The organism is Nocardia sp. NPDC051911, assembly GCF_040681035.1.
Lineage (GTDB): Bacteria > Actinomycetota > Actinomycetes > Mycobacteriales > Mycobacteriaceae > Nocardia > Nocardia sichangensis.
Map to the genome: position 1 here is coordinate 336707 of NZ_JBFAXY010000001.1, position 26506 is coordinate 363212.

Consider the following 26506-nt stretch of genomic DNA (forward strand, 5'->3'; position numbering starts at 1 on the left):
GTCAGAAGCTCGGCTCGGTGGGCGCGGGCGGCAGCGTGACGACTTGTCCCGCGTAACTCAGCCCCGCGCCGAAGCCGAGCAGCAACGCCGTCTGCCCGCCCTTGGCCTTGCCGGTGACCAGCATTTCCTCGATCGCGAGCGGAATGGACGCGGCGGAGGTGTTTCCGGTGTTCTCGATGTCGTTGGCCATCGGGATCTCGTCGGCCAGCCCGAGATTCTTCTTCATCAGCTCGTTGATCCGGGCATTGGCCTGATGCGGGACGAAGACCTCGATGTCCTCCTTGGCCACGCCGGAGACCTCGAGCGCGGTGGACAGCGCGCGCGGCAGGGTGACCGCGGCCCAGCGGAAGACGCGGGGGCCCTCCATCCGCAGCGACATCCGGCCGACCGGATCCACCGCCGGGTCGAGCCCCTGCATGGCCTGAGCGCGCTGCATGTACTCGAGGAAATCGATGTCCTGCATGATCGCTGCGGCGTTCTCGCCGTCGCTGCCCCACACGGTCGGCGAGATGCCGTTCTCGTCGCTCGGGCCGACCACGACCGCGCCCGCGCCGTCACCGAAGATCATCGCGGTGCCGCGGTCGGTGGGGTCGAGTCCGACGGTCATCGTCTCGGCGCCGATGAGCAGGACGTACTCGGCGGAACCGGATCGGATCATGTCGGCGGCCACGCCGAGGCCGTATCCGAAGCCGCCGCAGCCGGAGGTCAGGTCGAAAGCGGGGACGCCGTTCATGCCGATGTCATAGGCCACCTGCGGCGCGCCGTGCGGGGTGAGGGTCAGCCAGCTGGAGGTGGCCAGGATCACGGCGCCGATCTTCGACCGGTCGACGCCGCTGTTGACGATCGCGCGCTCGCCCGCCGCCGCCGCGATCGACCGGAGCGTCTCGTCACCGCTGATCCAGCGCCGGTTGCGGACGCCGGTGCGCTCGAAGATCCACTCGTCGGTGGAATCCAGGACCTCGCAGACCTCCGCGTTGCTGACCAGGCGTTCGGGTCGGTAAGCGCCGATTCCGAGCATCGCGACGTTCTCGCGGCTCCTGTTGACTGCAATGCTCACCACTGGAGACTCACACGACCCTTCACCTTCGAAGACTTACACCTCGTCCAGGCTATCCCAGGGCGAGATCCTTCAAGCCGAGGATCGACCGGTACTCCAGACCTTCCGCGGCAATCACCTGGTCGGCGCCGGTTTCCCGGTCGACGACGGTGGCGACGCCGACCACGGTAGCGCCCGCAGCGCGCAACGCGCGCACCGCGGTCAGGGGCGAATTGCCGGTCGTCGTGGTGTCCTCCACGACCAGCACCCGCTTGCCCACGACATCGGGGCCTTCGATCTGGCGCTGCATGCCGTGCGACTTCGCGGCCTTGCGCACCACGAAGGCGTCGATCGGGCGGCCGGGCGCGTGCAGCACGGCCAGCGCCACCGGGTCCGCGCCCATGGTCAGGCCGCCGACGGCGTCGAAGTCCCAGTCCGCGACGAGTTCGCGCAGCAGCTTGCCGATCAGCGGGCCCGCGCCGTGGTGCAGCGTCGCGCGGCGCAGGTCGACGTAGTAGTCGGCCTCTTTGCCCGAGGACAGGGTCACCCGGCCGTGCACGACGGCGAGCTCGCGTACCAGCGCGGCCAGCCGGTCCCTGTCGTTGGTAATCACGTCGATCATGTCAAGTCCTTCCGCGTGCGTTGAACAGCCCGCGATTGAGCCGGGCCCCCAGGGTTCGCGGGATCATTCCGGCGACGGTGGTGAGCGCTTTGTACTGCACACCGGGCACGCTGAGCACCCGGCCCTTCTCCAGATCACGCAGTGAGCCGGCGACTACCTGGTCGACGCTCAGCCACAACGCTTTCGGCAGCGAGGACATCTCGATGCCTGCTCGCTGGTGGAATTCCGTGCGGACGAATCCCGGGCACAGGGCTTGGACCCGGACTCCGGTCCCGGCCAATCCGCCTGCCAACCCTTCCGTGAAGGATACGACGTATGCCTTGGACGCCGAGTACGTCGACCCTCGTCCGGGAATCAGGCCTGCCACGCTGGCCACGTTGACGACGCAGCCGTTGGCCGCCGCGATCATCGGCGGCAGCGCGGCCCTGGTGAGCCGCACCACGGAGGTGACGTTGACGTCCAGTTGCGCCTGCAACTGCTCGGGCGGCAATGTCCAGAACTCCCCTGACCGCGCGAAACCGGCGTTGTTCACCAGGAATTCGACGCCGTCGGCCAGCCGCGCCGCGACCCGCTCGCGATCCTCGGCCCCGGCCAGGTCGGCGACGAGCAGCTCCGAGCGGGTACCGAAGCGGTGTTCCATCTCGGTCGCGAGGGCGGTGAGGCGCTGCTCGTCCCTGGCGGCCAGCACCAAGTCGTAGCCGAGGGAGGCCAGCCGGGTCGCGTAACCGCGGCCGATACCCGAGGTCGGTCCGGTGATCAAAGCCACCGGGCGGGTGGCGCCGGGCAGCCGGGGATGCTCGGTCATGACGGCGCGATCGATGGCAGTCGCTCGGGTCCGACCGCGGTGGGCGCGCGGCCGGTCACTTCGGCACGGGTCCCTGGTAGGGGCGGAAGCCGGGATGGAACGGTCCACCGGGCGGGTCGGCGGGCCGCTGCCGCGACTCGGAGTCGGCCCGGCCCTCGGCGCGCTCGTCGCGTTCCTCATGTGACCGAGGCCCGTCGTCCTCGCGCACGCGGGCGCGGGTGTTCGGCACGACGGCCAGCGACGGGCGGCGCGCCGGTTCCGACCCTCGCTCCTCGGCTCGCTCGCCGGCGTGGGAGTCGTCATCGGACCGCTCGTCGCCTTCGGCCTCCGGGCGCGCACGGTCGCCCGCGTCGTCCTCGGGGCCCCGGACGTTCTCGCCCCGCTGACGCTCGCGAGGCCGGGAGCGGCCCGGCTCGGGTCCGCCGTCGTCGAAGTGCGGCTCGCTGACCGGTGGCAGCACGTGCAGCAGGCCGGACAGGCGCAGCACCGCGTCGATCGCGCCTTCCCAGTCCTTCGGGGTGGTGCCGACCAGCAGCATGCCCAGCGTCCAGTTGCCCTCGCTCCAGAGCATCTGTACGGAGTCCGGAAGATTCTCGATGAACGCGACCATGCGCTGATCGACCGCGTGCCTGGCGATTTCGGGATTGGTCGCGAACACCACGCGATCACCGATGGCGCCGAGCAGTTCCAGATCGTGGTCCTTGGGCGGCGCGGCCGTCTTCAGCCGCATGTCCACGTCGATGTCCGAACCGATCTGGCGGCGGACCGCGACCAGCGTCGCGGAGTCCTCCAAGTCGAACAGCACGAACTTCTCGCCCTTGCGGATGCCGGAGACCACGTCGACCGCGGAGAGATAGCCCAGTTTGGTCAGCGCGCCCCGCCGCCACGTGGACGGCAGCGCGGGTTCCACGGACACATAGGTATAGCCCTGCGACTTCGCCCACACCTGTCGCGCGTGACCGGTCCGCTGACGCTGGAGCCGATCGAAATACAGCAGCACGATCGCACCCACGAGCGCGATCGCCGCCAACCCGAACCACATTGCCGTCATCGACGCCTAGCCTAATGGTCCCGGCCGGACATGGTCCGTCATTACCCCCGGCGCTTCGCGCGGGCCGCGCCCGGCGCGGCTCATCGTCCGCCGCCGGGCAGCGAGGTACCGATGATGACCTTCGCCTGGATCGATCCGTCCGCGGCCTTGTCGCCCTGGATCAGCACCAGCTCACCGGTGGCGAGATCGGATACTTTCGTGCCCGACAAGGCGATCACCTGCGTCTTGGCGTCCGTGCGCACCGTGATGGTGTTGCCCATCACCGAACTCACCGTCAGGGTGCCCCCGTCGTTCGCGGTGATGGTGCCCATGGTCGCGCCGAGCCCGTCGGCATCGCCGAGGCCGGGCACGCTGGGCAACCCGCTCGGTGGGGTCGGCTGGGCGTTCCTGGTTCCCGGCGCCGGTCTCGTGGTGACGCGCGTCGTCGGTGCCGCCGCGGTGTCGGCCGAGCCGGAATCGCTTGCGCCCAGCAGCACGCCCGAGACCACCCCGATCGCACCGATGAGCAACACGACGCCGATGCCGAGGGCGATCCACAGACCGGTGTTGCGGCGCGGCGGCTGCGGTGGTGGTCCCTGCGGCACTCCCCCGGCAGGCGGCATCGCGCCGCCGGGCGGCCCCGCCGCACCCGGAGCGGTGTCCGGATAGGCGGCCCACTGGGAGTCGTAGGACGGGAACGCGCGCGTCGCGTTCGTCGGGGGTGGGCCCCAGGATCCGTACTGCTCCGTCGGGGGATATTCCGACGGAGCGCCGGCGCCGTACGCGTCGGGATACGCCGTGGTGTGCGCCGGGCCCCCGTAGCCGGACTTGCCCGGCGGACCCAGGTGCTCGGTCGGTGCATCCTCCGGCCGCTGTCCCCAGGGATCGTTCGGGTTGGTCATGGCTTCCAGGGTAAGCGGCCCCGCACGCGCGGGGCCGCTTGCTCACTCATCACCTTCCGACGATCAGACCGTCCCCGTCGGGGCTGACGGCCACCTTGACGCTGTCGCCGTCGGTGACCTCGCCCGCCAGCAACTCCTTGGCGAGGGAGTCGCCGATGGCCTGCTGGATCAGCCTGCGCAACGGACGAGCGCCATAGGAGGGGTCGTAACCGCGCACGGCGAGCCAGAACCGAGCCGAATCGCTGACCTCCAGCTTCAGCCTGCGTTGCGCCAGGCGCTTCTGCAGCTGATCGAGCTGTATGTCGACGATCTGCTCCAACTGCTCCTCGTCGAGCGCGTGGAACATGACCACGTCGTCGAGGCGGTTGAGGAACTCCGGCTTGAAGGCCGAACGCACCGCGTTCATGACGAACTCCTGGTCACCACCCGCACCGAGGTTCGAGGTGAGGATGAGGATGGTGTTGCGGAAGTCCACCGTGCGGCCTTGGCCGTCGGTGAGCCTGCCCTCGTCGAGTACCTGGAGCAGGATGTCGAACACGTCCGGGTGTGCCTTCTCGATCTCGTCGAACAGCACCACCGTGTAGGGCCTGCGCCGCACCGCCTCGGTGAGCTGACCGCCCTGGTCGTAACCGACGTAGCCGGGCGGGGCGCCGACCAGCCGGGCCACCGAGTGCTTCTCGCTGTACTCGCTCATGTCGATGCGGACCATGGCGCGCTCGTCGTCGAACAGGAAGTCCGCCAACGCTTTCGCCAGCTCCGTCTTGCCGACGCCGGTCGGGCCGACGAACATGAACGAGCCGGTGGGGCGATTCGGATCGGCGACACCCGCGCGCGCCCGGCGCACCGCGTCGGACACCGCCTGCACCGCCTCGGTCTGACCGACCACGCGGCGACCCAGCTCCTCCTCCATGCGCAGCAGCTTCTGGGTCTCGCCTTCCAGCATCCGGCCCACCGGAATGCCGGTCCACGAGGACACCACCTCGGCGATGTCGTCCGGGCCGACTTCTTCCTTGAGCATCACCTCGCCGTCGCCCGCGGTGGCCGAGGACTGCTCGGCCTGAGCGAGCTGCTTCTCCAGCGCGGGGATCCGGCCGTAGCGCAGTTCGGCCGCCTTGCCCAGATCACCGTCGCGCTCGGCGCGTTCGGATTCGCCGCGCAGCGCTTCCAGTTGCTCCTTGAGCGTGCGCACCTGGTCGATCGCGCTCTTCTCGTTCTGCCAACGGGTGGTCAGCTGATTGAGCTTCTCCCGGTCGTCGGCGAGTTCGGCGCGCAGCTTCTCCAGCCGCTGCTTGGAGGCCTCGTCGGTCTCCTTGGCGAGGGCGACCTCCTCGATCTCCAGGCGGCGCACCGCGCGCTCCACCTCGTCGATCTCCACCGGGCGGGAGTCGATCTCCATGCGCAACCGCGAGGCCGACTCGTCTACCAGGTCGATCGCCTTGTCCGGCAGGAACCGGGAGGTGATGTAGCGGTCCGACAGCGTTGCCGCGGCGACCAGCGCGGAGTCGGTGATGCGCACACCGTGGTGCACCTCGTAGCGATCCTTGATGCCGCGCAGGATGCCGATGGTGTCCTCCACCGACGGCTCGCCGACCAGCACCTGCTGGAAGCGCCGCTCCAGGGCGGCGTCCTTCTCGATGTGCTGGCGGTATTCCTCCAGCGTGGTCGCGCCGACCAGGCGCAGCTCGCCGCGGGCCAGCATCGGCTTGATCATGTTGCCCGCGTCCATCGCCGATTCACCGGTGGCGCCCGCGCCGACGATGGTGTGCAGCTCGTCGATGAACGTGATGATCTGGCCCGCGCTGTTCTTGATGTCCTCGAGCACGGCCTTGAGCCGCTCCTCGAACTCGCCGCGGTACTTCGCGCCCGCGACCATCGCGCCGAGGTCGAGCGCCACGACGGACTTGCCGCGCAGCGACTCCGGGACGTCGCCCGCCACGATGCGCTGGGCGAGCCCCTCGACGATGGCCGTCTTGCCGACACCCGGCTCGCCGATCAGCACCGGGTTGTTCTTGGTGCGACGGCTCAAAACCTGCACCACCCGGCGGATCTCGGTGTCCCGGCCGATGACCGGGTCGAGTTTGCCGTTGCGGGCGGCGTCGGTGAGGTCGGTGGAGTACTTCTCCAGCGCCTGGTAGCTGCCCTCCGGATCGGGGCTGGTCACCCGGGCGCTGCCACGCACCGCGGTGAACGCCGCACGCAGCGCGTCGGCGGTGGCGCCGTACTTGGTGAGCAGCATCGTCACGTCGGAGTCGCCTTGGGCGAGACCGACCATCACGTGCTCGGTGGAGACGTATTCGTCACCGAGTTCGGTGGCCAGGCGCTGCGCCGCGGTGATCGCGGCGAGCGCCTCGCGGCCCAGCTGCGGTGTGGTGGTGGCGCCGGTCGCCTGCGGCAGCCGGTCCACGATGGCCTGTGCCTCGTTGCGCACGACCGCCGGATCCGTTCCGACGGCCTTCAGCAAGGGCGCGGCGATGCCGTCGGTCTGGTCCAGCAACGCCACCAGCAAGTGCGCCGGACGAATCTCCGGGTTGCCCGCGGCGGAGGCCGCCTGCAGGGCGGCGGTCAGTGCGGCCTGGGTCTTGGTGGTGGGATTGAACGAGTCCACGAGTCACCTTCCTACTAGTCGAGTCGATTCGTACGGCGCCGAGCGTGTTCGCCCGGCCGAAGCCGTCGCTTCGTCCCGCTCCGCCTTCGGCTCGGCGCCGTTCCTACCCGTCCAACGTCCGAAAGGTTGAGTCTGTTCCGCTCAAGTTTCGAATTCTTCGCCACGCCGCTCCGATGCCGCCGGATCGTGTCGAACGCTACGCCCCGGCATCGGCGAAAGCGACGCCCCGCGACACCGCCGATGCGATGATTCCGCACGTCGGCGACCTTCGGATGCCTACGATGACCTCGGCCGTCAGTTGTTGCAGCACTCTTCACCCCGACTCGAGGAGCGAATGGATGCGCGCGATCGTGGTACGGAAGTTCGGAGCGACGCCGGAACTGGCCGAGATGCCGATGCCCGAGCCGGGCCCCGGATCCGTACGGGTCCAACTCCAGGCGGCCGGGGTGAATCCCTTCGACCGAAAGGTGGCCTCCGGCCTCCTGGAAGGCAAACTGCCGCACGACTTTCCGCTGATCCTCGGAGTCGACGGGGCGGGCACGGTCGCCACGATCGGCGCGGGCGTCAGCCGGTTCGCCATCGGCGACCGGGTGGTCGGCAAGTTCCTCACACCGCCGGTGGGCCACGGCAGTTTCGCCGAGTACGCGGTGCTCCCTGAGGGCGGCACGCTGGTGCCGATCCCGCCGGGCGTGACCACCGTCGCCGCCGCCGCGCTGCCGACGGCCGGGGTGACCGCGCAGGACCTCGTGGACGCCACCCACATCCACCCGGGCCAGACCGTGCTGATCGTGGGCGCGACCGGCGGCGTCGGCTCCTTCTTGGTGCAGCTGGCCAATATCGCCGGCGCGCACGTCATCGCCACGGCACGCGGCGACTCCGCCGATCAGATGACCCGCTTGGGCGCGGCCGAGACGGTGGACTACACCGCGGGACCGGTGCGCGACCAGGTCGCCGCCGCGCATCCGGACGGCATCGACGTGCTGTTCGATCTGGTGAGCCCGCCCGAGGCGCTGGCGGAGCTGACCACGCTGGTCCGCGACGGCGGCACCGTCTACTCCACCACCTTCGCGGCCGACGAGGACGCGCTGCGCGCACGGTCGCTGAAAGGGGGCAACATCGAATCCAAGGGGAAAGCGCCGGAGCTGGCCCGGCTGATCCAGCGCGTCGCCGCCGGTGACGTGGTCGTGCCGATCGACGCGACCGTCCCGCTCGCGGAGGGACCGGCGGTCATCGGAGCGCCCGGCGCACGCGGCAAGACCGTGCTCGCCATCTGAGCGACACCGGCCCGCCACGCCGGGGTCGGGCGTCCCGCGAGACCACCAGGAGGTGTGTGACGAGCACTCGACCGCCCCAATTCGGTCTGTTCCTGATCCCGGAGGCCGACGACTTCCGCAGGCTCGCCGAGCTGAGCGTGTACGCCGACGTGTCCGGGCTCGACCTGATCGGGATCCAGGACCATCCCTACCAGCGCCGTTTCCTGGACACCTGGACGCTGATCACCGCTCTCGTCGCGCGCACCGAGCGGATCACCTTCTTCCCCGACGTGGCGAACCTGCCGCTGCGCAACCCCGCGTTGCTCGCGAAGGCGGTGGCCTCGCTCGACATCATCAGCGACGGCCGGATCCAGCTCGGTCTCGGCGCCGGCGCGTTCTGGGACGCCGTCGCCGGGATGGGCGGACCGCGCCGAACCGGCGGCGAGGCGGTACGCGCCCTGGCCGAGGCGATCGCGGTGATCCGCGCCTTGTGGAGCGACGAGCGTTCGGTCCGGGTGCCCGGCGCCTTCTACTCCCTGGCGGGCGCGCATCCAGGCCCCCGGCCGCGGCACGAGCCCGGCATCTGGCTCGGTGCGCGCGGGCCGCGCATGCTCGAGCTCACCGGACGCGCCGCCGACGGCTGGGTGCCGTCCGCCGCGTGGGCGCCGCCGGAGTTCCTCGCCGAAGCGGGCGAGCGGATCGATGCCGCCGCCGCGGCGGCGGGCCGGGATCCGCTGACGGTGCGGCGGGTGCTGAACGTATCGGGCACCATCACCGCGGACGGGGCTGATCGCGGCTTCCTGGAGGGCCCGCCCCAGCGCTGGGTCGACGACCTGCTCGCCCTGCACCGTGACCAGCGGATCGACGGTTTCGTCTTCTGGCCGACCGAGGGGGAACCGGTCGAGCAGATCCGTCGTTATACCGAGCAGGTCGTGCCTGCGGTGCGTACCGGCGCCGGAACCTGACCGGCCGGAAACGGCATCCTCCGGTCCCGCATCGACGCGGAAATCCGGCCCGGCCCGCCCACGACGGCGGTACCCGACGGGTCAGCGGCATCCGCCGTTTGCCCACCGATTACCGTTTGCCCGGGTCGCACGGCACCAACGGGCGCAGCCGGACGTAGTCCGTCTCCAGCACGGGCGTGGCCGCAGCGAAGGCGAAGGTTCGCTTTATACCCACACGACCACGGCATTTTCGGGGATACTTGTCGGCGGGAGACCGCCGGTAACGGGTATGTCCCCGGGCAGAACTGAGGGAAAGGAAGCTCCACGTCGTGGATGCGCGTTCGGCTGCGCTGGTCCGCGCCAATTTTCGTTCGGTGATCGAGTCGCCGAATGGACCCGAGCGGTTGGTCAGTGCGTTCTACGGACATTTGTTCGCCGAGAACCCACGGTTGCGCGAATTGTTCCCACCCGCCATGGAGATGCAGGCCAAACGGATCGCCACGGCCATCCAGTACGTCCTCGATCACCTGGAGGACTGGGACCGCGCGCAGAAGTTCCTGGAGCAACTCGCTCGCGACCATCGCAAGTACGGCGTGGAGGCCGCGCACTACGACATAGCGGGCCGTGCGCTGCTGGCGGCGTTCCGCGTCTACAACGGCGCGGCGTGGAATCGGAGCCTGGAGGAGGGCTGGCGCGACATCACCATCCTGATCTCCGCGTCCATGGCCATCGGCGCCAACTCCGACAAGTCGCAGCCGGTGTGGGAGGCCACCGTGGTCGGCCATCGCCGCGTGCTGGAGGACCTGGCCATCGTGCGCCTGCAGTCCGATGGGCCGGTGCCCTACCAGGCCGGGCAGTACGTGCCGGTCACCATTCCGCAGCGGCCCAAGATGTGGCGCTATTTCTCTCCCGCCATCCCGTCCAACCCGTACGGCGAGATCGAGTTCCACGTGCGCAAGATCCGCGGCGGCTGGGTGAGCCCCGCGATCGTCAACGAGACCAGGGTCGGCGACCGATGGCGGATCGCGGGCCCGCTCGGCGGACTGCACGTCGACCGGGACAGCGGCCGCGACGTGCTCATGATCGGCGCGGGCACCGGCATCGCCCCGCTGCGCGCCCAGCTGATCGAAATGGGCCAGCGCGGCATCAACCCGCGAGTGCACTTCTTCATCGGCGGCCGCTATCCCTGCGACCTGTACGACGTGGAGAACATGTGGCAGCTCTCGCAGAGCAACCCGTGGCTGACCATCGTTCCGGTGTGCGAGCAGAAGACCAACCCGTGGTGGTACCCGCATCCGCCGCAGGACGCACCGTACGGCATGCACCGGCGCCTGATCGGTAACCTTGGCGCCGTGGTCGCGAGCTTCGGCGCGTGGGAAGACCGGCAGATCCAGATCGCCGGCTCGGCCCGGATGATCGCGGACACCCGGCGCGCGCTCATCGCGGTCGGCACGCCGGAGCAGAACATCAGCTGCGACCCTGTGTAAGAAGGAGGCCCCGTTGGGGGATCCGAGCATGCTCGGCAATGGTCATCAGGCGCCGGAGTGGACTTCGACCGTGGTCGGCCATCATCGCCTGCGACACGATCTCGCGGTGATCCGCCTGATCGGAGAGTTCGTGCCGTTCGCCGCCGGACAGTCGGTCGAAGTCCGGGTGCCGCAGCATCCCGGCGTGCGCCGCAGGCTGTCCCCCGCGCTGCCGCCGTCCCTGGACGGCAAACTGGAGTTCCACGTGCGCACGGTGCCCGGCGGCTGGTGCAGCGCCGCGATCGTCGCCGACACCCAGCCGGGCGACGAGTGGCGGATCGGCGCTCCGGCAGGCGGGTTCTGGGTCGACCCCGACGGCGACGAGGTGGTGATGATCGCGGGCGGTACGGGATTGGCGCCCATGCGCGCTCAGATCCTCGAGCTGGCGCGCAAGCCGTCGCCGCCGCCCACCTACCTCTTCGTCGGGGGGCGTTCCCCCCGCGACCTGTACGCCTCGGACATGCTCTACCTGCTGGCCGCCGAATTGCCTTGGCTCACGGTGATTCCGGTGGTGGAGAACCCGGAGGATCCGAGCTGGGTCGACGACTGGTACGAGCAGTCCCGCGTCGACATCGGCTTCGCACCCGACGACCTGCTCTACGGCACCCTCGCCGAAGTCCTCGGCTCCCACGGCGCTTTCCTCGAACACCAAGTACTCGTCTGCGGCTCCCCGGCCATGGTCCAAACCACGGTCGACCGCCTCCTCGAAACCGGAACTCCGCCGGAGCGAATCCAGTTCGAGGGGCTCTGACCGATCAGCAGATCGATCAGCAGCCGTAGTATTGCCACCATCGGATATCCCGAGGCTGCAACAACGGCGAGCCCCTGGGAGCGCGGTCGTCACCTGACGCCCGGCGCACCGCAACCACGTCTTTCGAGCGAAGCGAGACCGAGCATCCGCCGTTCGCGCCGAAGGCGCGGCCGAACAACACAGCCCGCGAACACCCGGCGCCGCAGGCGCCGGACTAATACAACGGGTCGTGGCGGATGTTCTTCGCCAGGGTTCCGGCTGCCATGAGTCGGAACTTGGTGGTCTGCACCATCGAGGGTGAGCCGACGATCTGCACGTCGCGGTCGGACCATGCGCCGAAACTGGCGACGACCTTGCCGATCTGGCCGGTGACGCGGGGTTCCAGGCCCGGCCAGGTGGTGCGCGGCTCCTCCGGTTCCGGGTACCACCAGGGGTTTTCGTCGTGCTCGCTCACCGGCGTGACCGTGAGCCAGCGGTTGGCCATCGCCAGCTTGCTCAGGGTCTCCAGGTCGTAGAGGTCGCAGGGGTGGTGGCCGCCGACGAACAGATGCACCTTCGGATTGGTCCGCCGCATCGCCATCGACATCAGCTGCGCGCGCAGCGGCGCGATTCCGGTGCCGCAGCCGACCATCAGCATCTTGCGTTTGGCGTTGCGCGGAACGCCGAGGCCGCCGAGTGGCGAGCCGAGCAGCCATTGGTCGCCGACGACAGTCTGGCCGACGATGGCCGAGCTGACCCAGCCGCCGAGCACGCTGCGGACGTGGAACTCGATCTCACCGTTGGCATTCGCCGGCACGGCGGGCGAGAGATAGCGCCACATGCGCGGCCGCGACGGAACCTGCACGCTCAAGTACTGGCCCGCGGCATAGCGCATCGGCTGATCCAGTTGCAGCCGGACGACGACCAGGTTGCGCAGCACCTCGCGGCGCTCGATCACCGTGCCGGTCCACACCGACGGCGTGGTCTCCTTCTCCGCCGCGCCGATCATGGTGTCGGAGATGATCTGCAGGCCCTCGTCCCAGGCGCGGTCCACCTCGTCGGTCCACATCTCGGTGCCCGCGAACACTTTCACGGCGTTCTTCAGCGCGGTGGCGACGGCGGCGTAGTGCGCGGGCTGCACGCCGTACTTGCGGTGGTCCCTGCCGAGCTGGGCCAGGAAGGGCAGCAGCTTGTCGGGCTCCTCCAACCGGTCCAGTGCATAGGAGATCGCCTTGACCAGCCGGTCGCGCTGGGAGTCCATCGCGGCGGGAAAGAAATCGCGGACGTGCGGGTAGTCGGTGAACAAGATCGCGTAGAACGATCTCGCCAGTTTCTCCGGCCCCCCATCCTCCGCAGCAACCGCCTTGAACGTAGTTCTGATCAAAGCGACAGTGCGTGAATCCATTGGTCTCACAACCCCATTTCGCACTCGTTCACGAACCATGCCGGCGAGTGAGGTGCTGCGGGGCCACTCGACAGCAGCCGATGGCAAGGAGTGTAGGCGAGGTTTGCCAGCAACGGAATCTTTCGAAGGAACATACCGCGCTCAATTTCGTCGAAACGAGGATGCCCAGGGCGACACGCCAGAGAAACCGACTGTAAGACCGGGGATTCGGCACAAAATCAGTCGTGTGCATACCGAATTGGTAAGGCTCTCTTGTGGAATTACGTCCCGATTGGTCTGTTCTAGCGACTTCAGGGCAACATGGCGTCCATCCGAGGTGGATCGAATCGGGTAGGCCGAACCGGTTACGTAAACTGATCTATGGTGAAAATGTCCAGTTGATTCGACAACGAAATAGATGATGCCGCACCACTTCCGCCGAACATGTTCTGGTTTATCTTCAGCAAATCTTTGTGACAATGCCCGCGCACGACGACGGCCCCGGCGCCGGATCGCGATGTGCGACCGAGGCCGGGGCCGTCGTCGTGCCGGTTATCGTCTGCGCTGACCGTCCTCACGACGATGCCGCGGCTGCCAGACGACCAGCGCGGTACTGCGCTGCTGCGGAGCGAGATCCGGACGGTACGCCGCCCGCGTCCGCTCCAGCTCGGCCGACAGTTCCGCGACCTGCTGGCGCAGTTCCTCCACCTGATTGGTCAGTTCGATGATGCGCTTGATGCCCGCCAGGTTGACGCCCTCGTCCTGGGACAGCCGCTGCACCTCGCGCAGCAGCTCCACGTCCCGGGCCGAGTAGCGCCGACCACCGCCCGAAGTACGTTGCGGCGTGACCAGTCCCAGACGGTCATACGTGCGCAGCGTCTGCGCGTGCATGCCGGCCAGCTGGGCCGCGACCGAGATCATGAAGAACTCGGCCCGCGACCCGCCGGACGCGTTCTTCGGTTCGGAGGACATCACGCACCTGCCCATCCCGCACGTGGGTCGAAGCCGCCGGCCCGTTCCGCCTCCTGGTAGCGCTTCAGCGCCTCGACGGCGTCGTTGTCCAGCTTCTGCGGAATCGCGACCTTCACCGTCACCAGTAGGTCGCCCGCGCCGCCGCCGCGCTTGGGCACGCCACGGCCGCGCACCCGCAAGGTGCGGCCGTCGGCGGTACCCGGAGGCACCTTGACGCCGACCCGGCCGTCCAGAGTGGGCACCGAAACCGTTGTACCGAGGACCAATTCACTGTAACTGACCGGCAGAACCAGGGTCAGGTCGTCGCCGTTGCGGCCGAAGACCTTGTCCTGGCTGACGTGGACGGTGACATACAGGTCGCCCGAGGGCGCCCCGCGCAGCCCCGCCTCGCCCTGACCGGCCAGCCGGATCCGTTGACCGTCACCGACTCCGGGAGGAATCCGCACCGTGATGGTGCGCGTGCGGTTCTGGATGCCGCTGCCCTGGCAGTCGAGGCACGGGTCGTCGATGATCGACCCGCTGCCCCGGCACTCGTCGCACGGCTCGCTGAAGCCGAACGCGCCCTGGTTGCGGCTGACGATGCCGGTCCCGTTGCAGATCGGGCAGACTCGCGGACTCGTGCCCGGTTTGGCGCCGCTGCCGTGACACGTCGTGCACGGCGAGGGGCTGGTCATCCGCAGCGGGACCGTGACGCCCTGGGCCGCTTCCCGGAAACCGAGCGTCGTCTCGGTCTCCACGTCGGCCCCGCGCCTGGGGCGGCTCGACGACCGCGTGCCGCCCCGGTTGAACAGACCGCCGAGCAGGTCGCCGAGGCCACCGTCGGCGGCACCGGCGGCGCCGCCGAAGATGTCCCCGAGGTTGAACTCCTGCGAGAAGCCGCCACCGGTACCGCCGCCGAAGCCACCGCGACCGTAGCCGCCACCCGCGAAGAGCTTGCGGGTGTCGTCGTACTCCTTGCGCTTGGCCGGATCCGACAGCACGGCGTGCGCCTCGCTGACGGCCTTGAACCGCTCCTCGGCTTTGGTGTCACCGGGGTTGGCGTCCGGATGCAAGTCCCTGGCGAGCTTGCGATAGGCCTTCTTGATCTCGTCCTGCGAGGCGCCGGAGGAAATACCCAGCTCCTTGTAGAAGTCCTTTTCGATCCACTCCCGTTGGCTCACCGAGCATCTCCTCCTCTCGCGTCCTTATTGATCGTTCGCGCCGGCATCAACATCCGATGCCTCTTCAGTAGGTTGAACAGCGTTTTCCGTCAGATCGGCTACGCCGTCGGTTACCCCGACGAGCGCGTGCCGAAGCACCCTATCGCCGAAGCGATAGCCTTTGCGCATCACAATGCCGATCACCGGGTCGTGGCCGGAGCCCTCGTGCTGTACGGCCTCGTGCAGGGTCGGGTCGAAAGGCTCACCCTCCGAACCGAACTCCTCTAGACCCTGCTTGAGCAGCGCGGCCGACAACTTGTCGGCCACCGACCGCAGCGGACCCGATTCCAGGTCGCCGTGCGCCCGCGCGCGGTCGAGATCGTCGAGCACACCGAGCAACTCGGTGACCACCGACGCCTTGGCGTTGTCGATGACGGCCTTGCGGTCGCGCTCGACCCGGCGCCGGTAGTTGGCGTACTCGGCGGTCAGCCGCTGCAGGTCGGCGGTGCGCTCGGCGAGCTCGCCGCTGATGGTGTCGGCGAGGGCGTCGTCGTTGTCGATGTCCACGCCCTCGTCCACCTGCGGGGCCTGCGCGGCCGCGGCGCCGTTGTCCGCGGCCTGCTGCCTGACGTCACCGGTCTCCGGATCGATCTTCCGGTTGTCGACGAAGGTGATCGGCTCCTTCTCGAAGTTGTCCTCGGTCACTTCTTCTCCGTGTCGACCGGCTCGTCCACGACCTCGGCGTCCACGACCTGGTCATCCGACGCGGCGCTGGTCGCGCCGTCGCCCTGTGCGGCGGCGTCCGCGGCGGAGGCCTCGTAGATGGCCTGGCCGAGCGCCTGCGACTCGGTGGCCAGCTTCTCGACGGCCGCCTTGACCGCGGCGATGTCGGTGCCCTTCAGAGCCTCGTTCGCCTCGGCGATGGCCGCCTCGACCTTGGTCTTGACGTCCGCGGGGACCTTGTCCTCGTTCTCCTTGATGAACTTCTCGGTCTGGTGGACCAGCGACTCGGCCTGGTTGCGGGTCTCCGCCTCCTCGCGACGCGCCTTGTCCTCGGCCGCGTGGGCCTCGGCGTCCTTGACCATCCGATCGATCTCCTCCTTGGACAAGCCGGAGCCGTCCTGGATCTTGATCGTGTTCTCCTTGCCGGTGCCCTTGTCCTTCGCGGTGACGTGCACGATGCCGTTGGCGTCGATGTCGAAGGTGACCTCGATCTGCGGCACGCCGCGCGGGGCGGGCGGGATGCCGGTCAGCTCGAAGGAGCCGAGCAGCTTGTTGTGCGAGGCGATCTCGCGCTCACCCTGGAACACCTGGATCTGCACCGACGGCTGGTTGTCGTCGGCCGTGGTGAAGGTCTCCGAGCGCTTGGTCGGGATGGTGGTGTTGCGCTCGATGAGCTTGGTCATCACGCCGCCCTTGGTCTCGATGCCCAGCGACAGCGGGGTCACGTCGAGCAGCAGGACGTCCTTGACCTCACCCTTGAGCACACCGGCCTGCAGGGCGGCGCCGACGGCGACGACCTCGTCCGGGTTCACGCCCTTGTTGGGCTCCTTGCCACCGGTCAGCTCGCGCACCAGGTCGGTGACGGCCGGCATACGGGTGGAACCGCCGACGAGCACCACGTGGTCGATGTCGGACACCTTGATGCCCGCGTCCTTGATCACGGACTGGAACGGCGCGCGGGTGCGGTCGAGCAGGTCCGAGGTGATCTTCTGGAACTCGGCGCGAGTCAGCTGCTCGTCGAGGAACAGCGGGTTCTTCTCCGCGTCGACGGTGATGTAGGGCAGGTTGATCGAGGTGCTCTGCGAGGAGCTCAGCTCGATCTTGGCCTTCTCGGCGGCCTCACGCAGCCGCTGCATGGCCATCTTGTCCTTGGTGAGGTCGATGCCCGAGCTGGCCTTGAACTTGTCGACCAGCCACTGCACGACCCGCTCGTCCCAGTCGTCACCACCGAGGTGGTTGTCGCCGGAGGTGGCGCGGACCTCGACGACGCCCTCGCCGATTTCCAGCAGCGAGACGTCGAAGGTGCCGCCACCGAGGTCGAAGACCAGGATGGTCTGTTCCTTGTCGCCCTTGTCCAGGCCGTAGGCGAGCGCCGCGGCGGTGGGCTCGTTGACGATGCGCAGGACGTTCAGGCCCGCGATCTGGCCTGCTTCCTTCGTGGCCTGCCGCTGGGCGTCCTCGAAGTAGGCGGGCACGGTGATGACCGCGTCGGTGATCTCCTCACCGAGGTAGGACTCCGCGTCGCGCTTGAGCTTCATCAGCACGCGCGCGCTGATCTCCTGCGGCGTGTACTTCTTGTCGTCGATGTCCACCGACCAGTCGGTGCCGATGTGCCGCTTGACGGAGCGAATGGTGCGGTCGACGTTGGTGACGGCCTGGTTCTTCGCCGGCTGGCCGACCAGTACCTCGCCGTTCTTCGCGAACGCGACGATCGACGGGGTGGTGCGCGATCCTTCCGAGTTGGCGACGACGACCGGTTCACCGCCTTCGAGAACGGCGACGACCGAGTTCGTGGTCCCGAGGTCGATTCCGACCGCACGAGCCATAGTGGTTCCTCCTAATTGACGTACCGATATGTGTAGGTGCCGGGCGAAACCGCCCTCGGCGTCCGCTGCGGGACGCCGCGAGACCTCGCCCCTAGCACCTCACGGAGCACGGCCCCAGCAACACTGAGCGTGGTCGGCTCAATCCTGCCTCGCAGGAGTCTCGGAGTCAACCGAAACTTGAGTCGTACACACTCAATCTTGTCGACAGGCTCAACGGGCGACTCGCGCGTTTAATTCCCGGACAGCGACGCACATGCGTGACCTGCCACACACTTCCGGCGCGGCGAGGAAGCCATGGAGGGCAGGAATCAGCGGGAGAGTCCGGGATGAATGCCCGGTTCCAGCCCGTTCGTCGCCGCGAGCCGCTGCAACAGCCGCAACAAGGTGGCGCGGTCGGCCGCCTCGAATTCGCGCAGCAGGTCGGACTCGAGTCCGTCGACGACACGTTGAGCCCGGGCCAGCAGATCATGCGCGGCGGGCAGCAGGTAGACGGCGTGCGCCCGGCGGTCGGCCGGATGCTTGCGGCGCTCGACCAGGCCGCGCTTCTCCAGCTCGTCGACCAACCCGACCATCACGTTGCGATGGATGCCCAGCGTCTCGCACAGCTGCTGCTGCGACTGGCCGTCGTGCTCGCGCAGCACGCGCAACGTGCCGAAATGCCTGGGACCGATGCCGAGCGGGGCCAACCCGTCACTGAAGCGGTACGCGGTGTGGAACCCGAGCTGCCCGAGCAGAAAGGCGACGTGGTCGGACAGCGGCGTCGGATCGGCTTCGGGCACGCCCCGATCATAGCATTAACGCACCTTTCATGATTGCCATATTGATTGATAATCACTCGAGGTGCATAGTTTGGGGAGTCGGTACTTCCCTCCCATCCGAAAGAGGCCCTCATGGAACCCGACCTCACTACTCGTCCCCCTACCGATTCCCGCCGCTGGATCGCGTTCGCGGTCGTGCTCGCCGCGGGATTCATGGACTTGCTCGACGTCACGATCGTCAATGTCGCCGTGCCGAGCATCCAGGCCGATCTGCACGCCGCGTACTCGCAGATCGAATGGATCGTCGCGGCCTACGTGCTCGCCTTCGCCGCCGTGCTGATCACCGGCGGCAGGCTCGGCGACATCTTCGGCCGCAAACGGATCTTCCTGATCGGCATGGCCGGCTTCACGCTCGCCTCGGCGGCCTGCGGCCTGAGCACCGATCCGGCCATGTTGATCGCCGCACGCTTCGTGCAGGGCGCGATGGCCGGGCTCATGGTGCCGCAGATCCTGGCGATCATCCGCGTCACCTTCGCCGACCACGAGCGCGGGCGGGCCATCGCGCTCTACAGCGGCGTCGGCGGGTCCGCCTCCGCGGTCGGTCTCTCGCTCGGCGGCCTGCTGGTGCAGTGGGACCTGTTCGACCTGGTGTGGCGGCCGATCTTCCTGGTCAACGTCCCGGTGGGCATTCTCGCGCTCGGCGCGGCCGCGGCGGTGATGAAGGAGTCCCGCTCGCCCGCCGCGCCGCGCCTGGACGTGGTCGGCATGATCCTGGCCATCGGCGCGGTGCTCCTGCTCGTCTACCCGCTGGCCGAGGGGCGCAGACTCGACTGGCCCGCTTGGACATTCGTCATGATGGCCGCCTCCGCCGCGACCTTCGCGGTGTTCGTCGCGTATGAGCGGTACCGGGCGCGGACGGTCGGCTCACCCCTGGTCGACTTGACGCTGTTCCGGTCCCGGCCGTTCGCGATCGGGCTGGGCAGCTGGCTGCTTTTCTGGATCGGACTCGGCGGGTTCTTCCTGGTGTGGACGCTGTTCATGCAGGCGGGACTGGGCTGGACGCCGATGCGAGCCGGGCTGACCGCCGTGTTCTTCGCGGTCGGCGCGGGGATCGGCGCCGGAGTCTCGGTGAGCGTGCTCGCGCCGCGGTTCGGCAGGCGGGTGCTGATCGTCGGCGGCCTGGTCAACGCCGCGGGCTTCGGCCTCTACGGCTGGCTGGCCACGCACTACGGCGCGGAGATCGCCTCGTGGCAGATGGTCTTCCCGCTGATCGTCACCGGTGCCGGATTCGGCATGGTGGTCGCGCCGACCATCGACTTACTGCTCGGCCAGGTGCCCGCGCGGGAAGCGGGCTCGGCGTCCGGTCTGCTCAATACCGGGCAGCAACTCGGCACGGCTCTGGGCGTCGCGCTCGTGGGCGTGGTGTTCTTCACCCAGCTCGACCACGATTCGGCACGCGGGGTCGACACGGTCGCGCCGGAGGTTCGCGCCGAACTCGCCGCGGTAGGCGTGCCCGAGCAGGCGCGGGACGAGATCCTCGCGAACTTCCGCGCCTGCGTGCTGGATCGATCCGCGCAGGTCGATCCGACCGTGGTGCCGGACAGCTGCCGGGCCGGCGCGGAGCGGGGCTCCAGCGGCGTCGGTCAGGTGCTCACGACGGCGGGCATGCGGGCGAACGCGGTGAACTTCGCGAATACTTTCGAGCGCACCCTCTGGTACGGCATCGGCGTCCTGGCGCTGGTCTGCCTGGGCTTCCTCGCGCTGCCGCGCAGTGCCAGACTCGAACACCACGAGATCGATATCGATGCGACGGACCCGCAACCGGTAGGGGTGTGAGCGAGATGGACCTTCTGATCATCGGCCGCAGCGGGAACACCGTGGACGCCGCCGTCGAGCGGGTTCGGGCCGCCGGGTTCTCCGCGCGCGGTGTCACCACCGACGACGAGGCGCTCGCGGCACTCGACACCGGAGAGTTCGCCCATCTGCTGATCGGCGGCGGGGTGGGGAAGAGGTCGCGGCCCGCGCTGAAGGAGGTTGCCGGACGGCACGGTGTCGCCGTGCACGAAGCTCGTCGCCATGGCCGCGACGTCGCCGACTACCTCGAGCAGGAGGTGTACCCGCGGCTGCGCGGCGCTTGACGAAAGCCGCAACCGAAAGCGCCTCGGCCCGTTGAGTCTACGGCCGAGGCAGCCACAGGGGGCGCCCTGCCGCAGTAGTGTGGCGGCGGGGCGCCCCGGCCGAGGCGCCCACCGTGCGCCGTCGATCCGAGGAGTCGTCATGAGGGCCGCCGTCGTCACCGCCGCCGAATTCGAGGTCACGGAACTGCCCACGCCCCGGCCCGGTGCGGGTCAACTGCTGATCGACGTGTCACGCTGCGGTATCTGCGGCTCGGACCTGCATGCCCGCACCCACGCCGACGAACTGGCCGACCTGGCCGTGGCCACGGGCTACGAGCACTTCATGCGTTCGGATCAGAGCGTGGTGCTCGGCCACGAATTCAGCGGCACGGTGGTCGATTACGGGCCGGACTGCCGGAAGAGGTGGAAGACGGGAACGCCGGTGGTATCGCTGCCGATCGTCCGGCACGGCAGGCAACCCCACTTGGTGGGACTGTCGACGGCGGCGCCCGGCGGCTACGCCGAACAGGTGGTGGTCCAGGAATCGATGACCATGCCGGTGCCCAACGGCTTGTCCGCCGAACACGCCGCGTTGACCGAGCCCATGGCCGTGGCCTGGCACGCCGTGCGCCGGGGCCGGGTGGGCAAGGGACAGACCGCGTTCGTCATCGGCTGTGGGCCGATCGGGCTCGCGGTGATCAGCATGCTGAAAGCCGCGGGCGTGCGCACCGTGGTGGCCAGCGACTTCTCGCCGCGCCGACGAGAACTGGCGACGGCGTGCGGCGCCGACGTCGTGGTCGATCCGGCGACCGAATCGCCCTGGACGGCCGCCCCGAAGAAGGGGCGGATCAACGGCGTCACCGACATCCTCGGACTCGGATTCGACGCCATGGATCGCCTGCGGCGGGTACCGAACCTGCCGTGGTGGTATGTCTTCCGGCTGGCTCACACGTTGAACGCGGGACCGGCCGGTCCGGTCATCTTCGAATGTGTCGGCGTACCGGGAATCATCGACCAGATCCTCACGGCCGCGCCGCCCCTCTCGCGTGTGGTGGTGGTCGGGGTCTGTATGGAGACCGACCGCTTCCATCCCGCCATGGCGATCAACAAGGAGATCGAACTGCGGTTCGTCCTCGGCTACGACCCCGGCGAGTTCCGCGACACCTTGCACATGCTCGCCGAGGGAAAGGTCGACCCGAGCCCCTTGATCACCGGGACCGTCGGTCTGGACGGCGTCGCGGACGCCTTCACCGCCCTCGGCAACCCGGAGCGGCACGCGAAGATCCTGATCGACCCGCGCGGTGCGGGCACCGCGCTGATCTGAGCGCGCTCGGTCAGGGCGCGGCGGCGAGAACCTCGTCGGCGATCTTCTCGTCCAGTGTCACCCGCACCAGGGCCGCGGCGAGATCCGCGGTGTGGTGGTCCGGCGCAAGGCGGGCCAGCCGGTCGGGATCTTCCGGCAACTGGACGCGCTTGGCGCCGCGCAGGGCTCGCTCGTCGAAATGGGGCTGGACCCAGGGCCAGGTGTCCTGGACCTCGCGTAGGAAGATGTCGGCGCCGGTGGGGCCGATGCCGTCGAACTCCTGGAGCAGTTCGGCCGCGCGCCGCGGGTCGTTGTCCGCCTTCTTCGCCAGCTCGCGCAGATCACCGTGGTAGCGGTCGAGCACGCGCGTGGCGTTGTGGCCCAGCCTCGTCGCGGTGCTCTCGTCGTAGCGGCGATAGTTTCCCCGCCCCAGCGCGTCGACCAGCTCCTGCCAGTCGGCGTCCGCCACCCGGTGCGGCGTCCGATAGCCGCTGCCGATCAGCTCCCGGGTGGCCCCGATCGCGATCTCGGCGGAGATGCGGGCACTGAGCAGCTGGGAAAGCATGAGCAGCTGGAACAGTGCGGCCGGTTTGTCGTCGAGCGTGATACCCGCTTCCTCGGCATATCCCGTGCCCGCACGGACGAGCAATTCGTGTACGACGTCCTCTTGGCTCATCGTTACCTCCTCTCGCTACCAGGGCGCATACCCGGGCCCACGTCGACTACACCGCCCTACATGGCGTGGATACGACGTCCCCGCAGGTCACCGCGCCGCCGGGGCGATCATTCCGGCAGCACGCTCAGGGTGCCCTCCGCGCTGCGAGCGGCGGTCAGGCAGGCCGTGGCGGTGAACTGGTCGGCGAGCGGGTGACGTGCCCGCGCGCGCCATTTCCGGACCGCGGCCATCGCTTGGGCCCGCTGTGCGGGGAGCGGTGCGTCGATCGGGAGGCCGAGGCGCAGATGGGGTGCGATCCCGGAGCCGCCGATGAGGCGGTGCAGTTCGGCGAGATCGTCCGCGGGCAGCGCCAGCTCGTCGGTGCGCAGGCGGCCGAGCAGGCGCAGCTCGGCGAAACCGTGCACATCCGCGAGCAGGGTGCGCACCCTGGGCAGCAGGCGATCGGCCGGGGTGCCTCGATAGGCGGTCAGCACCCGGGCCAGCGCGGTCAGCGCGGAATGCGCTTTGAGCTGATCGGCGCGCTGACCGAACTGCACGTCGAGCACCGAGCGCAGTTCGTCCACGCCGCTGCGGCTGGTCAATTCGGCGGCCAGCGTGGCCGAATCGCGCACGCCGAGCCGGATCAGCGTGACCGCCATCCGGATGCCGAACAACCCGAACCGCTCGGCCAGCTGCGCGCGCAGTTCCGGCGGCACCGGAAGCGGCACGTCGGCGCGCGCGAAACGGTCCGCCGAGAGCAACGCGGCGCTCAGTTCGTCGACCGGGACCCGCGCCAGCGCCTCGAAAGCCGCGAACTCCTGCTGACGCAGCGTCGCCGCGGCGAACGCGAGCAGGCCGGCGACCGGGATCACCGCCTGGCACAGACCCGTCCGTTCCAATTCCCCGGCGAAACGCGTGGCGACGTCACGCGCCGAGTGCAGCGCATCGATCCGGCCCGCCCCGATCTCGTCGGCCCGCGAGACCACGCCGACGACGCCGAGCGGGCCGGGCGCCCCCGGTCCACCGTTGGCCACGGCGGTTCCGGCGCCCACGCGCTCGAGAAACTGCACGTCTGTCGCGTCCAGCCGGCGCAGCAGGTAGACCACCGCGTCGGCGCCCGGGATGGCGACGCTCTGCTCGGACCGCTCGTCGTCCGCGCCGGGCGTCAGCAGACGCGCGGTGCGCCGCGACACCTCGCGCGACAGCGACGACGTGCCGGGGGTGTCGATGATGGTGGTGTGCGCGAGCGTCGCGGCGGGCCACTCGACTTCGAGATGATCGACCTCGCGCGGAGCCGGGGCGTTCCAGTTGAGCCGCTCCAGGTCGAAGGTCAGCCCGTGCGTCCCGCTGCCACGGCGGACCACGACATGCGCGCGGGCCCCGTCGGGGGCGTACGCCGTCACGCTGGGTGTGGAGCCGTACCGATACCAGGTGACGACCCTGGTGCACTCGGTCGCGTCGGTCGGGGCGATGTCCTGTCCGACAAGCGAATTCAGCAGTGTGGACTTGCCCGCCTTGATCGAACCGGCGAGCGCCACCCGCAGCGGCTGATCCAATCGGCGGGCGCAGTCGGCCAGCAGGGCACGAGGCCGCGGCTCGCCCGCGAGCGCCGCTTGCGCCGCCCCGACCAGCCGATGCGCCTCGGCGACGATTCCCGGCACCGGGCCACCATCACGTCTCACGGGGTTACCGTACCGGCGGGTCCCATCGGTAGTGCGTTCTGCATGGCATCGGCGTATCGGCGCAGTTCGGCGACCACGCGCAGCTGCTGTTCCAGTTGCGCACCGCGTTCGGCGCGGCGGGTGGCGACCATGGACGCCGCTTCCTGCGCGGCCCGCAGCGACTCATCGATCGAGCGCAGGCTGCGTTCGGCGACGCCGGCGTAGTGGTCGCGCAACGCGCGGTGGATCCGGTGCAGTCGATCCTTCGACTCCTTGCCCGCCTGGAACGCCACATCGTCGACGAACCGGCGCACCGCCGCCTTCGCCTCGTTGCGCCGCTTGGCCAGCCTGGCCTGCTTGTCGTCCCGGAAAGCCTTGCCGCCCACGATCAAACCGGCGCCGATCGAGATCGGGTTGAGCATGGCGAGCCCGGCGAAGGTGGTGGCCAGCCCGACCATGAGCACGCCGCCGTAGGAGCCGCGCATGCCGACGAGCAGTTTGCTGCCGAGACCGATGTCGGGTTCCAGATCGGCGAGCGTGCCGGTGATGGCACGGCCGGTGTCGGCGCCTGCGCCGGGGCGCACGTCCGGCAGGTCGACGGCGCCGAGTTCGGAGAAGTGCTCGGCGACGCGCTCGGCGAGTTGAATCGCTCGCGCGTGGGTCCACAGCAGATTGTCGCCGAGCGCGGTATCGACGGTGCCGGTGAGGTGTTCGGCGATACGGTCCCAGTGCCTGCCCGGATCGTGCTCGTCGATCCATTCCTCGGTGCTGCGCGCGAGATTGCGCAGACGGTCGCGCAGGTCGTGGTCGACGTCTCCGGCGAGGTCGGTGATGCCGTCGGCGAGCGTCTGCTGCCAGGCGGCGGTCCTGCGGTGCAGTTCCTCCGCCGCGGAACGGGCGGATTGCAGCTCGCGCACCGCCGCCGCGCCCTGGGCGGGATCGCGGACCGCGACCAGCTCGCTGCCCAGAGCCAGCGCGAGATGCTCTGCCGCGGAGCGGATGTCGCGGGCCACGGCGGTGCGGGTGGCGAGCTGATCGCGCGCAACCACCTGGTCGCGCAGGAAGGTGTACAGCACGCCGAAGCCGGATTCGACGCCCAGCTGCGCGTCCTGCAACCGCATCGCGTGACTGCGCAGCAGTGACGACACCGGGATCATCGGCACGTCGAGGCCGGCCCGCGCGAGATGGCCCAGATCGGCCTCGTGCACCTGGCGCCAGTGCGGGTACAGGTCGGTCTTGGTGAGCAGCAGCGCCACCGTCGGGCACAGTTCCCGCACCTGCCGCAGGAACGCCAGCTCGGGCTCGGTCAGTTCGGTCGACGCGTCCGACAGCACCAGGACCGCGTCCGCGGCGGGCACCAGTCCGAGCACGCCCGCCGCGTGAGCGTTGCCGTGCCCGCCGACGCCGGGAGTATCGATCAGCACGATGCCATCGGCCAACAACGCGTTGGGGATCTGGACCTCGAGCCGCACGATCCGACGTCCCTGCGCGAGCGGGGCGCGCTGATCGATCGCACCGATCTCGGCGATCGGCACCGTCACCCTGGTCTCCGCGCCGCTGGAGTCGCCGTGCGCCGCGAGGACCAGCTCCGCGCGCGGCTCCGGACCGTGCGCGAGCAGCATCGGCACCGCGGTTGTGGCGTCGTCGCCCACCGGGCAGATGTCCAGGTTCAGCAGCGCGTTGACGAAACGGCTCTTGCCCTGGTCCAGCTGCCCGGCGACGACGATGCGCCGCCGCGGGTCGCGGACCCGGTCGGCCGCCACTTCGAGGCGGCCGACCAGATCGTTGCGGCCCGCGGCACGGGCCGCCGCGATGGTTTCACCGAGTACCGACAGCAGCGGTACCGCCGGTGGAGTGGCGTTCGGCGCGGGTGTCCCCATCGCGGTATGGACCTCTTTCCGTATTACCGGGCAACTGTCAGTGCAGGAATGTATCGCCACCCAGCTCGGCGCCCGCCGAACCGCTCAACTCCGTGCCCGCATGGGTGTCGCCGAACAGGCCTGCGTCGGCATGGCCGCCCGCGGTGCTGTCCAAGCCCGAACCGAAGGCGCTCGACACATCCAGCGAGGACCAGGTGTGCGCGGTCGAGCCGACGCTGCCGCCGAGACCCGCACCCGTGTCAACGGCACCGTGCGCCGCGCCGCCGGCGGAGCCCGCCAGTCCGGCGCCCGCGTCCGCCGCGCCGCTCACGGTCGAGTGCGCCGCACCGCTGAGGCCGCCCGTCGCGTCAAGACCCGTGGAGAGACCGGAAGCCGCGTGCGAACCGGCGCCGATGCCGCTGTCCAGACTCGAACCGAGATGCGCTCCCGCGCTGGACGCGCCTTCCAGACCACTCGACAGACCCGCACCCGCGCTGCCCGCAGCGCCGAGACCGGTCGACAAGCCGGTCTCCAAGCCCGAACCAGCCGCACCCTCGATCCCCGTGGAGAGACCGGAAGCCGCGTGCGAACCGGCGCCGATGCCGCTGTCCAGACTCGAACCGAGATGCGCTCCCGCGCTGGACGCGCCTTCCAGA

22 protein-coding genes and 1 pseudogene are annotated in these 26506 nt (G+C 69.2%); 7 read left to right on the forward strand and 16 right to left on the reverse strand.

The window, feature by feature from the left end:
* Position 1: 1 nt before the first annotated feature.
* The 6 genes from AB0L97_RS01825 to clpB all read right to left on the reverse strand — a co-directional run bounded on the left by AB0L97_RS01825 (position 2) and on the right by clpB (position 7000).
* The gene (locus AB0L97_RS01825; RefSeq protein WP_364424680.1) at positions 2-1060 is read right to left on the reverse strand and encodes a beta-ketoacyl-ACP synthase 3; all 1059 of its coding nucleotides are present in this window, start codon (positions 1058-1060) and stop codon (positions 2-4) included.
* A 49-nt stretch (positions 1061-1109) separates the two neighbouring features.
* Positions 1110-1658, reverse strand: a complete 549-nt coding sequence (pyrE, locus tag AB0L97_RS01830; RefSeq protein WP_355071509.1) for an orotate phosphoribosyltransferase — start codon at positions 1656-1658, stop codon at positions 1110-1112.
* Position 1659: 1 nt separating this feature from the next.
* On the reverse strand, positions 1660-2463 hold the full coding sequence (locus AB0L97_RS01835) for an SDR family NAD(P)-dependent oxidoreductase (protein ID WP_356962847.1): 804 nt from the start codon (positions 2461-2463) through the stop codon (positions 1660-1662).
* Positions 2464-2518: 55 nt separating this feature from the next.
* Complete coding sequence (locus AB0L97_RS01840; protein WP_364424867.1) at positions 2519-3505, reverse strand: hypothetical protein; 987 nt, start codon at positions 3503-3505, stop codon at positions 2519-2521.
* Positions 3506-3594: 89 nt separating this feature from the next.
* Positions 3595-4395 carry a DUF5666 domain-containing protein gene (locus AB0L97_RS01845; RefSeq protein ID WP_355071506.1) on the reverse strand — a complete coding sequence of 267 codons (801 nt, stop codon included), beginning with the start codon at positions 4393-4395 and terminating at the stop codon, positions 3595-3597.
* Between the two features lie 49 nt (positions 4396-4444).
* A complete protein-coding gene (gene clpB / locus AB0L97_RS01850; RefSeq protein ID WP_356962850.1) occupies positions 4445-7000 on the reverse strand; it encodes an ATP-dependent chaperone ClpB in 2556 nt (851 codons plus the stop codon).
* A 338-nt stretch (positions 7001-7338) separates the two neighbouring features.
* Between clpB and AB0L97_RS01855 the strand changes: the two genes are divergently transcribed.
* The 4 genes from AB0L97_RS01855 to AB0L97_RS01870 all read left to right on the forward strand — a co-directional run bounded on the left by AB0L97_RS01855 (position 7339) and on the right by AB0L97_RS01870 (position 11474).
* The gene (locus tag AB0L97_RS01855) at positions 7339-8274 is read left to right on the forward strand and encodes an NADP-dependent oxidoreductase (protein WP_355071503.1); all 936 of its coding nucleotides are present in this window, start codon (positions 7339-7341) and stop codon (positions 8272-8274) included.
* A gap of 56 nt (positions 8275-8330) precedes the next feature.
* Positions 8331-9218 carry an LLM class flavin-dependent oxidoreductase gene (locus AB0L97_RS01860; protein ID WP_364424684.1) on the forward strand — a complete coding sequence of 296 codons (888 nt, stop codon included), beginning with the start codon at positions 8331-8333 and terminating at the stop codon, positions 9216-9218.
* 308 nt (positions 9219-9526) lie between these two features.
* Positions 9527-10684, forward strand: a complete 1158-nt coding sequence (locus tag AB0L97_RS01865; RefSeq protein WP_039802769.1) for an FAD-binding oxidoreductase — start codon at positions 9527-9529, stop codon at positions 10682-10684.
* Between the two features lie 28 nt (positions 10685-10712).
* Positions 10713-11474 (forward strand): FAD-binding oxidoreductase, encoded by a 762-nt coding sequence (locus AB0L97_RS01870; RefSeq protein ID WP_355072103.1) that lies wholly within the window; start codon positions 10713-10715, stop codon positions 11472-11474.
* Positions 11475-11688: 214 nt separating this feature from the next.
* Here the strand turns inward: AB0L97_RS01870 and AB0L97_RS01875 are convergent, their stop codons facing one another.
* The 6 genes from AB0L97_RS01875 to AB0L97_RS01900 all read right to left on the reverse strand — a co-directional run bounded on the left by AB0L97_RS01875 (position 11689) and on the right by AB0L97_RS01900 (position 18276).
* Positions 11689-12858 carry an FAD-binding oxidoreductase gene (locus AB0L97_RS01875; protein ID WP_355071500.1) on the reverse strand — a complete coding sequence of 390 codons (1170 nt, stop codon included), beginning with the start codon at positions 12856-12858 and terminating at the stop codon, positions 11689-11691.
* A 531-nt stretch (positions 12859-13389) separates the two neighbouring features.
* Positions 13390-13809: a helix-turn-helix transcriptional regulator gene (locus AB0L97_RS01880; protein WP_355071498.1), complete on the reverse strand. Its 420-nt coding sequence runs from the start codon at positions 13807-13809 to the stop codon at positions 13390-13392.
* Positions 13809-14969, reverse strand: coding sequence for a molecular chaperone DnaJ (dnaJ, locus tag AB0L97_RS01885; RefSeq protein ID WP_355071496.1), 1161 nt, complete (start codon positions 14967-14969; stop codon positions 13809-13811). The genes AB0L97_RS01880 and dnaJ overlap by 1 nt, the downstream gene beginning before the upstream one ends.
* A gap of 24 nt (positions 14970-14993) precedes the next feature.
* Positions 14994-15653: a nucleotide exchange factor GrpE gene (gene grpE / locus AB0L97_RS01890; protein ID WP_356962856.1), complete on the reverse strand. Its 660-nt coding sequence runs from the start codon at positions 15651-15653 to the stop codon at positions 14994-14996.
* Complete coding sequence (gene dnaK, locus AB0L97_RS01895; protein WP_355071493.1) at positions 15650-17497, reverse strand: molecular chaperone DnaK; 1848 nt, start codon at positions 17495-17497, stop codon at positions 15650-15652. Before dnaK ends, grpE begins: the two co-directional genes overlap by 4 nt.
* 308 nt (positions 17498-17805) lie before the next feature.
* A complete protein-coding gene (locus tag AB0L97_RS01900; RefSeq protein WP_355071491.1) occupies positions 17806-18276 on the reverse strand; it encodes a MarR family transcriptional regulator in 471 nt (156 codons plus the stop codon).
* Positions 18277-18387: 111 nt separating this feature from the next.
* Between AB0L97_RS01900 and AB0L97_RS01905 the strand changes: the two genes are divergently transcribed.
* The 3 genes from AB0L97_RS01905 (at position 18388) to AB0L97_RS01915 (ending at position 21696) form a co-directional block, all read left to right on the forward strand.
* Complete coding sequence (locus AB0L97_RS01905) at positions 18388-20091, forward strand: MFS transporter (RefSeq protein ID WP_364424689.1); 1704 nt, start codon at positions 18388-18390, stop codon at positions 20089-20091.
* A 5-nt stretch (positions 20092-20096) separates the two neighbouring features.
* Positions 20097-20393 (forward strand): hypothetical protein, encoded by a 297-nt coding sequence (locus AB0L97_RS01910; protein WP_364424690.1) that lies wholly within the window; start codon positions 20097-20099, stop codon positions 20391-20393.
* A 139-nt stretch (positions 20394-20532) separates the two neighbouring features.
* Positions 20533-21696, forward strand: coding sequence for a zinc-binding dehydrogenase (locus AB0L97_RS01915; protein WP_364424692.1), 1164 nt, complete (start codon positions 20533-20535; stop codon positions 21694-21696).
* 10 nt (positions 21697-21706) lie between these two features.
* On the opposite strand, the gene AB0L97_RS01920 is transcribed toward AB0L97_RS01915, so the two are convergent.
* The 4 genes and pseudogenes from AB0L97_RS01920 to AB0L97_RS01935 all read right to left on the reverse strand — a co-directional run.
* The gene (locus tag AB0L97_RS01920) at positions 21707-22351 is read right to left on the reverse strand and encodes an endonuclease (protein ID WP_364424694.1); all 645 of its coding nucleotides are present in this window, start codon (positions 22349-22351) and stop codon (positions 21707-21709) included.
* Positions 22352-22458: 107 nt separating this feature from the next.
* The gene (locus AB0L97_RS01925; RefSeq protein ID WP_364424696.1) at positions 22459-24012 is read right to left on the reverse strand and encodes a dynamin family protein; all 1554 of its coding nucleotides are present in this window, start codon (positions 24010-24012) and stop codon (positions 22459-22461) included.
* The gene (locus AB0L97_RS01930) at positions 24009-25871 is read right to left on the reverse strand and encodes a dynamin family protein (protein ID WP_364424698.1); all 1863 of its coding nucleotides are present in this window, start codon (positions 25869-25871) and stop codon (positions 24009-24011) included. The genes AB0L97_RS01925 and AB0L97_RS01930 overlap by 4 nt, the downstream gene beginning before the upstream one ends.
* A gap of 37 nt (positions 25872-25908) precedes the next feature.
* Positions 25909-26506, reverse strand: a pseudogene (locus AB0L97_RS01935) (hypothetical protein); the annotation flags it as partial.